At 66.5% G+C, this 3,443-nt stretch carries 4 protein-coding genes and 1 CRISPR repeat array; all 4 genes read left to right on the plus strand.

Annotated elements, in window-relative coordinates; translation table 11 throughout:
* Positions 1-231: 231 nt before the first annotated feature.
* From cas5e to cas2e, 4 genes are read left to right on the plus strand one after another with little or no spacing between them, the layout of a single operon-like run.
* On the plus strand, positions 232-921 hold the full coding sequence (cas5e, locus tag ACH13J_RS18145; RefSeq protein WP_397544750.1) for a type I-E CRISPR-associated protein Cas5/CasD: 690 nt from the start codon (positions 232-234) through the stop codon (positions 919-921).
* On the plus strand, positions 918-1,652 hold the full coding sequence (locus ACH13J_RS18150; RefSeq protein WP_397544751.1) for a type I-E CRISPR-associated protein Cas6/Cse3/CasE: 735 nt from the start codon (positions 918-920) through the stop codon (positions 1,650-1,652). Before cas5e ends, ACH13J_RS18150 begins: the two co-directional genes overlap by 4 nt.
* A 4-nt stretch (positions 1,653-1,656) precedes the next feature.
* Positions 1,657-2,532, plus strand: a complete 876-nt coding sequence (cas1e, locus tag ACH13J_RS18155; RefSeq protein WP_397544752.1) for a type I-E CRISPR-associated endonuclease Cas1e — start codon at positions 1,657-1,659, stop codon at positions 2,530-2,532.
* A complete protein-coding gene (gene cas2e / locus ACH13J_RS18160; protein ID WP_397544753.1) occupies positions 2,532-2,825 on the plus strand; it encodes a type I-E CRISPR-associated endoribonuclease Cas2e in 294 nt (97 codons plus the stop codon). Before cas1e ends, cas2e begins: the two co-directional genes overlap by 1 nt.
* 64 nt (positions 2,826-2,889) lie before the next feature.
* Positions 2,890-3,345: a CRISPR direct-repeat array (repeat unit 29 nt; unit sequence GGCTCCCCCGCACCCGCGGGGATAGACCC).
* Positions 3,346-3,443 lie beyond the last annotated feature (98 nt).

Raw genomic sequence — 3,443 nt, forward strand, 5'->3', positions numbered from 1 at the left:
CAGCCGCTCATCCCGACTTCGCCAAGGATCGCCAGCTTGGCCTCGTCAGTCCAGCGTCGCCGACGCTCGGCGCGCACCACAACCTCGTCTCGCACGATATGCGACGGGCGAGACTCGCCGCGTCATGACCTTGGCCAATCGCGAGGTGCCGGGGGCCGAGCGTGGCTCTCTGGCCGATCTCGCAGCGTTCGCGCGCGACCTTCCCGCACGCCTCGGCGGAACCGCGACGCCATGAGGCATGAATGGCTCCACCTGCGGCTTGCCGCACCACTCATGGCCTTCGGCGGCATCGCCATCGACCATGTCGGGCCGACACGGGAATTTCCCTCGGCCTCGGCGCTGACCGGGCTGCTGGCCAATGCGCTGGGTTGGCGGCGCGAGGACAGCGCGGCGCACCAGGCGTTGCAGGACAGGCTGATCTTCGGCACGCTTTCGGTGATGCCGGACGGGCGCAGCGCACCGCTGGTCGTGACCGATACGCAGAACGCCAAGCTTGAGAAATCGGATCGCGGCTGGACGACATGGGGGGCGCCCGAGGGCAGGGCAGGCGCGACCTATGACAGTCCCCACCGCCGCCGCCGCGACTATCTGGCCGATCACGAAACCCGCGTCGTGCTCAGGCTGGCGGCGGGCGAGGGCCCCACGCTCGAAGATGTGGCAACCGCGCTCGACCGGCCCGCGCGCCCGCTCTTCATCGGGCGCAAGGCCTGCCTGCCGTCGGCGCGCCTCGTGGTCGGCACCGTCGAGGCCGAGACCGCCTTCGCCGCGCTCGACGCGTTGGGAATCGGCGGCCGCGCGATCTGGCCCGACGAGGGCGATGGCCCCGACGATGCCCTGCGTCACGACATCGCTGACCTGCGCAACTGGCACAGCGGCCTCCACGGTGGCAGCCGCGTCGTGATGGAGGGCCGCATCGCATGACCCTCCACCTCGTCGAGATGCCGCTCTCATTGCCGGCACTGAACCGCTGGGCGGGGCACCGCAACATCGGTCGCGGCCTGTTCGACGAAGGGCTGGTCCTCCACCACCTTTTGGGCGAGGCATTTGGCCCTGCCGCATTGCAGCCCTTTCGCCTGCTCGTCGCGCCGCGCGCGCGGACCGGCACGCTCTATGCCTACAGCGCTGTCGCGGCGGAAGAGCTCCGCGCAGCGGTTGCGCTGTCGATCGGACCGTCCGAGACTGAGGTCGTCTCGCTTGATGCGCTGCGCTCGGTCGAGCGCCCCAAAACCACCTGGCAGAAAGGGATGCCTCTGGGGTTCGACCTCAAGATCCGACCCACGGTGCGATTGGCCTCGCCGCTAAAGGGCAAGGACGTGCAATTTCCCAAAGGGGCCGAGGTGGACGCATTCCTGTCCGAGACGCTGCGCAACGACCATGCCCGACCGCGCGAGGAGGTTTACCTGGATTGGCTGGAAGCACGCCTCGCAGCCGTCGCCGACCTCGAAAGGGACGCATCGCGACTGCACCAGTTCAGGCGTGTCAGGAGCATGCGCGGCGGGCGCCGGGTCGAAGGCCCCGAGGTCGTCATCCACGGCACCCTGACCGTACGCAATCCCGAGGGTTTTGCCAGCTTGCTGGCGCGCGGAGTCGGGCGACACCGCAGTTATGGATACGGCATGCTGCTTCTGCGGCCACCGCAAAGAAAGGGCTGACGTCGTGCTGAAGGGGCGTCTCGGGCTGGACAGCGCAAAGGTGCCACATGCCGACCGGGCGGGGTGCCTTTACCTCGCACGCGGCGCGTTGACGGCGCGGGACGGGACCCTTGCCTTCCTGCAAGGTGAGGCGACCGAGGCCGACGCGCTTGACCCCGGCGATTATGCGATTCCCCTGCAAGGTGTCTCGATCATCCTGCTCGGACCCGGCTCGACCGTTAGCCACGACGCGCTGCGCCTGATCGCCCACGCGCGCACCGCGCTGGCCGCCGTTGGGGAAGACGGGGTGCGTATGTATACCGCCCCGCCGATGATGCCGGATCGCTCCGGCCTGGCGCGTGTTCAGGCGAAAATATGGGCTGATGACGACCTGCGCCTGATGACGGCGCGCCGGATGTATGCGCTGCGCCTCGGCGAGGTGCTGCCGCACCGCGACCTCGACGTGTTGCGCGGGATCGAGGGCGCCCGGATGAAGGAAGCCTATGCGCTTTCGGCTAGCCGCATTGGGATCGACTGGTACGGACGCCGCTATGACCGCGCCAATCCCAACGCCGCGGATCTTCCAAACCAGGCGCTGAACCACGCCGCCAGCGCGGTAGAGGCGGCCGCAGCGATCGCTGTGACCGCGACTGCTACGATCCCGCAACTGGGCTTCATCCACGAGGATGCCGGCCAGTCCTTCGTCCTCGACATCGCCGACCTCTATCGGACCACCGTCACCATCCCCTGCGCGTTCAAGGCTGCGCGCCGTGTCTCCGAGCACCGCTGTGAAAACATCGAGCGCACGACACGGCGACTGACGGGAAAGGCGCTTTCCGAGGAAAGGGTCATCCCAGACATGATCGAACGGATCAAGGCGCTGATCGAGGGGCGCGACTGATGCCACTGACCGTCATCGTGACCCGTGACGTCGAGGCCCGCTACCGCGGTTTTCTCACCTCTGTCATGTTGGAAGTATCGGCCGGCGTTTATGTCGCGCCGGACATGTCCTCAGGCGTGCGAGAGCGTGTTTGGGACGTCGTGTCGTATTGGTGGGAAACGCTGAGGCGTGGCTCTCTCGTAATGGTGTGGCGCGACAAGGCGGCAACCGGCCATCTGCGGATTGAAACGCTTGGCGATCCCCCGAAGGAAATCGTTGACGCAGATGGCATTCTGCTCGTTAGACGAGAGTGAATTTCTAATAATTCACCCAACTGCTCTTTGACAATTGAACCAAAACAAGCCATTACGTGTAAGAGGCTCCCCCGCACCCGCGGGGATAGACCCCTGTCGCGAAGACCCTCCCGGGGTTTTTCTTTGGCTCCCCCGCACCCGCGGGGATAGACCCCAAGCCTTCTAACCCGGAACAAATAGGGAACAGGCTCCCCCGCACCCGCGGGGATAGACCTTCCTGCAACCACCCCCAGCACTCGGATCAGGCGGCTCCCCCGCACCCGCGGGGATAGACCCTCTTCCTCAGTGAGTTCAAGTTCAACCTTGCGGGCTCCCCCGCACCCGCGGGGATAGACCCATGACCGACGGATTCACCCGTCACGGCATCGAGGCTCCCCCGCACCCGCGGGGATAGACCCTATAGGGCTTCCGTGTGGACGGGTGACGACCGGGCTCCCCCGCACCCGCGGGGATAGACCCGCCCTCGATGGCGTCGAGACCGTCACGCGGGCGGCTCCCCCGCACCCGCGGGGATAGACCCTAGGTCGCGTCTTCATTTAGGCCAGCCAAACCATTGCACAGGCGAGGGATACGAAGGCGCCGAAGGAGGAGAGTGTTTTCTCGCAACGCATGGCGATC

Source organism: Roseovarius salis (genome assembly GCF_044472985.1).
GTDB classification, from domain to species: domain Bacteria; phylum Pseudomonadota; class Alphaproteobacteria; order Rhodobacterales; family Rhodobacteraceae; genus Roseovarius; species Roseovarius salis.